This is a genomic window from Palleronia sp. (genome assembly GCF_042089775.1).
Lineage (GTDB): Bacteria > Pseudomonadota > Alphaproteobacteria > Rhodobacterales > Rhodobacteraceae > Palleronia.
The window spans coordinates 1-3,947 of sequence record NZ_JBELKF010000175.1; the positions used below are offsets into that span (position 1 = coordinate 1).

Annotated in this window: 5 protein-coding genes; 4 read left to right on the forward strand and 1 reads right to left on the reverse strand. The window is 66.1% G+C overall.

Translation table 11 applies throughout. The features are described 5' to 3' along the window. Positions 1–655: ROK family protein (locus tag ACFDS3_RS19415; protein ID WP_375263986.1), on the reverse strand; the 655-nt coding region annotated here is incomplete at its 3' end. Between the two features lie 565 nt (positions 656–1,220). On the opposite strand from ACFDS3_RS19415, the gene ACFDS3_RS19420 reads away from it, so the two are divergent. From ACFDS3_RS19420 to ACFDS3_RS19435, 4 genes are all read left to right on the forward strand, one after another. After that, the gene (locus ACFDS3_RS19420; protein WP_375263987.1) at positions 1,221–1,892 is read left to right on the forward strand and encodes an amino acid ABC transporter permease; all 672 of its coding nucleotides are present in this window, start codon (positions 1,221–1,223) and stop codon (positions 1,890–1,892) included. Beyond that, positions 1,889–2,560: an amino acid ABC transporter permease gene (locus ACFDS3_RS19425; protein WP_021694774.1), complete on the forward strand. Its 672-nt coding sequence runs from the start codon at positions 1,889–1,891 to the stop codon at positions 2,558–2,560. Before ACFDS3_RS19420 ends, ACFDS3_RS19425 begins: the two co-directional genes overlap by 4 nt. Continuing rightward, positions 2,560–3,294: an amino acid ABC transporter ATP-binding protein gene (locus ACFDS3_RS19430; protein WP_375263988.1), complete on the forward strand. Its 735-nt coding sequence runs from the start codon at positions 2,560–2,562 to the stop codon at positions 3,292–3,294. Before ACFDS3_RS19425 ends, ACFDS3_RS19430 begins: the two co-directional genes overlap by 1 nt. 4 nt (positions 3,295–3,298) lie before the next feature. Further along, a partial coding sequence (locus ACFDS3_RS19435) for an isoaspartyl peptidase/L-asparaginase (RefSeq protein ID WP_375263989.1) occupies positions 3,299–3,947 on the forward strand: 649 nt, incomplete at its 3' end.

Below are 3,947 nucleotides of genomic sequence, written 5' to 3' on the forward strand. Positions count from 1 at the left end.
CTGTCTGGGCAAAGCCGCCACCGATTCCCCTGCCGAGGAACAGGTGCAGGATGCTTGCCGCGTCGCGCCCGTCGCCATAACGCGCCTCGGCCATGGCGATGGCCGTGGCATTGTGTTCGAGCACGACCGGCAGGCCGAGCGCGGCCTCGAAGGCATCCGCGAAGGGGACGTTGCGCCACCCGGCAAGGATCGACAGGACGTTCGAGCGGCGCGTCGCATCGACCGCGCCCGGCAGGCCGACCCCGACCCCCAGCACCTCGCCCGGGGCGGAGCCTTCGGCTTCGAGCACCGCGCGGGCGAGCCGCACCGTGGCGGCGATGACCTCCTCGACCGGGGCCTCGGGATCGAAATCCCCGGTCATGATCGGGCCGCGACCGAGCGACAGATCGCACAGGGCCACGCGAATGCGGCCCACCTCGAGATGAATGGCCAGAACCCTGCGCGCGCGGGGCCGGAGAGACAGGAACACGGGCGGGCGACCGATGGACTGCCCCGGCACTTCGCGTTCCCTGACGATACCGTCTGCAAGCAGCTGGGCGGTGATCTTCGTCACGCCCGCCGAAGAGATCCCCGTCTGCCGCGCCAATTCGGCCCGCGAGGTGGGACCCTCGTCACGCAAATGCGTCAGGATCTGCCCTGCTCCGGTCTTGGTCATGTTCACTGGCTCGACCTATTTAGTACACTAAGTAAGTAAACTATTTTTGTCGAAGTGTATTCGTCAAGCGCTGGATGAGACTGCAACGAGGTTGATCGGCTATATCCTTGATCAAGCGAAATAGTTTCCGAGACAGGAAGACAGCTGCATGACCCTTGTGCCGGTTCCTGCAGCGGATTAGCTCTTCTAGCGCCCTATCGAGACGGAACAGCTCGGTCGCAGCGATGTCTCGGCTGCCTTTCCCATCTCTCAGAGCACAGGCATTGCATGCCGAACCCCGACCCGAGGCCTATGCGATCGTGATGAGAAGCCGCGCATCGCAATGTCGGAGCCGTTCGAGGAGCCAAAGCCACGCGGCGAAGGCTGCTCGTCTCAAGCGAAACTATACCGACTACCATCACAGGGGCGCCCGGAACGGGTCCAATCACGATCATGCCGCGCACCCAAGTCGGCTTGGCCAGGGAGTGCGGTTCGGTCGGCAAAATCGCAATAGCATCATTGACAAGACAGCCCGCCCCCACCAAAGTGAAAGCGCTTTCACTCTTGACGGCGCGGAGGAGGCGACGTGATCAGGTCCTGGAACGCTCTCGAACCCCATCTGGGGTTCCTGCTCGAAGGCTTCGCGCTGACCGTCGCGGCCTGCGTGCTGGCGGTGGCGGGCGCGGTGGTGCTGGGTGCGCTGATCGCTTCGCTGCGCACCGCGCGCAACCGCGCCGCGCGCGCCGCCGCCGCCCTCTATTGCGACCTGTTCCGCAACGTGCCCTTCATCGTGCAGTTGTTCTTCTTTTTCTACGGCCTGCCCGAGCTCGGCATCTATATCGGCGCCTTCGAGACCGGCGTGCTGGCGATGTCGATCGCCGGCGGCGCCTTCGTCGCCGACGTGATCCGCGCCGGCATCCTGTCGATCGAACAGGGCGTGATCGAGGCGGCGCGGGTGTTCGGCCTCAGCCGCTGGCAGATCTTCAGCCGCATCGTCATGCCCAACGCGCTGCGCGTCTCGGTGCGGCCGATGGGCTCGGTGCTGATCAACCTCGTGCTGACCTCCTCGATCCTGTCGACCATCACCGTCAACGAGCTGACCGGCACCGCCAAGATCGTCGCCGCCACCACCTTCATGCCGTTCGAGGTCTATGCCGTGCTCCTGGTGCTCTACGCTGCCTTGACATATACGCTCTCGCTCGCCGTCACGGGCGTGCATCGCCGGCTCAACCGCGGCATGCCGGAGGCGGTGGCATGAGATACGCCGACTTCACCCCCTACGACCTCGTGCTTCTGGCGCAGGGCCTCGGCGTCACGCTCGGCCTCTTCGCCGCGACCACGCTGATCGGGCTGGCGCTCGGCGCGGCGCTGACGGTGCTGCATTACTACCGCGTGCCGGTGATCGGCCATGTCGTCGTTGCCGTGACCGAGCTTTTGAAGAATTCGCCGGTGCTGGTGCAGCTGTTTCTGGTGTTCTTCGGGATGCCGGCCTTCTTTCAGGTCAACATGACCCCGGTCACGGCGGCGCTTCTGACGGTGAGCCTCAACACCGCCGCCTTCGCCTTCGTGATCTTCCGCTCCGGCGTCGAGGCGGTCGAGCGCGACCAGATCGAGGCGGCGCGGGTCTTCGGTCACAGCCGCTGGCAGATCCTGCGCCGGATCATTTCGCCGCAGGCCGCCGCGTTCTCGGTCGGTCCGCTGATCGGGCTCTTGGTGAACCAGCTGCAGGTGACCTCGCTGATCTCGGTGATCGGTGTCGCCGACCTGACCAAGATCGGCAACATCCTCAACCTCCGCACGCTCGAACCCTTCGTGGTCTGGAGCGTGATCGGGCTGACCTATTACCTCTGCGCCAAGGCATTGGCCGCCCTCGGGGGCCGGCTTGAGCGGCACCTGCGCAGATCCGTCGTGTGGCAGGGACTCTGATGATCGAAATCAACAATGTCGAGAAGCGGTTCGGCAGCGCCGAGGTGCTCAAGCGGATCAACCTCAAGGTCGAACCCGGCGAAGTGGTGACGATCCTCGGCTCCTCGGGCTCGGGCAAATCGACGCTGATACGTTGCATCAACGGGCTCGAGTCTCTCTCGGGCGGCGCGATCCGGGTCGACGGCCACGACGTCTCGACCTCCGCGGGCCTCGCCGCGGCGCGGCGCCGATCGGCCACGGTGTTTCAGCTGTTCAACCTCTACCCGCACATGACGGTGCTGCAGAACGTCACGCTCGCGCCGATCCAGGTGCTGGGCCAGAAGCGCGCCGAGGCCGAGAAGCAGGCGCGCGCGCTCATCGATCTGGTCGGTCTCACGGAGCATGCCGACGCCTACCCGCAGCGCCTCTCTGGCGGCCAGCGCCAGCGCGTCGGCATCTGTCGGGCGCTGGCGATGCAGCCGCGCTACCTTCTGCTCGACGAAGTGACCAGCGCGCTCGATCCCGAGATGACCGGCGAGGTGCTCGCCATCCTCGCCCGCCTCGCGGCGGAGGGTACGACGATGGTCTTCGTCACCCACGAGATCGAGTTCGCGCGGCGCATCTCCGACCGCATCGTGTTTCTCGAAGCCGGGGAGCTGATCGTCGACATGCCGACCGAGACCTTCTTTTCCGAGGAGGGCGGTCTCGCCGTGCCGCGGATTCGCAAATTCCTCTCGAAGATGACGAAAGACTGATCCCGTGATCCTGCTTGCAAACTGCGAGGCCGAGCCCGGCTTCTTTCATACCGTGGCCGCGCTGAAGGCCGGAACCGGTGCCGTCGACGCGCTGGTCGAGGGCATCGGCCATGTCGAGGCCGACCCGGCGGTGCGCTCGGTCGGCTATGGCGGCTGGCCCAACATGATCGGCGAGATGGAATGCGATGCGGGCGTCATGGACGGCACCACCCGCGAGGTCGGCGCCGTCGGCGCGGTGCCGCGCACCCTGCCGGTGGCGCGGCTCGCGCGCGAGGTGATGCGCCGACTGCCGCATGTCATGCTGACCGGGGCCGGCGCGCGCAGGTTCGCGGATGAAAGCGGTTTCAGCAGCGACGAGATGCTGCATCCCGACAGCGCCAGGGGGTGGTGGGACAAGCTCGAAGGCCTGCTCGACCCGGCCCAGAGGGCGGCCTTTCCCGAGCTGCCGCTCGCGCCCTTTTTCGTCGCGCGGCTGCTCGGGCGCACCAACACCATCGCCGACATGCCCGCCTTCGACCGGTCGCTCTTCGAGTCGCTCATGTTCCTTAAACGCTTCGAGGGCTCGGCCGCCGACTTCGAGGCGCTCACGCTCACCTTCGCCGTCGAGCAGTTCACCGATGAGGCGTTGCCCGCTGCCAAGCGCAGGCAGGTCG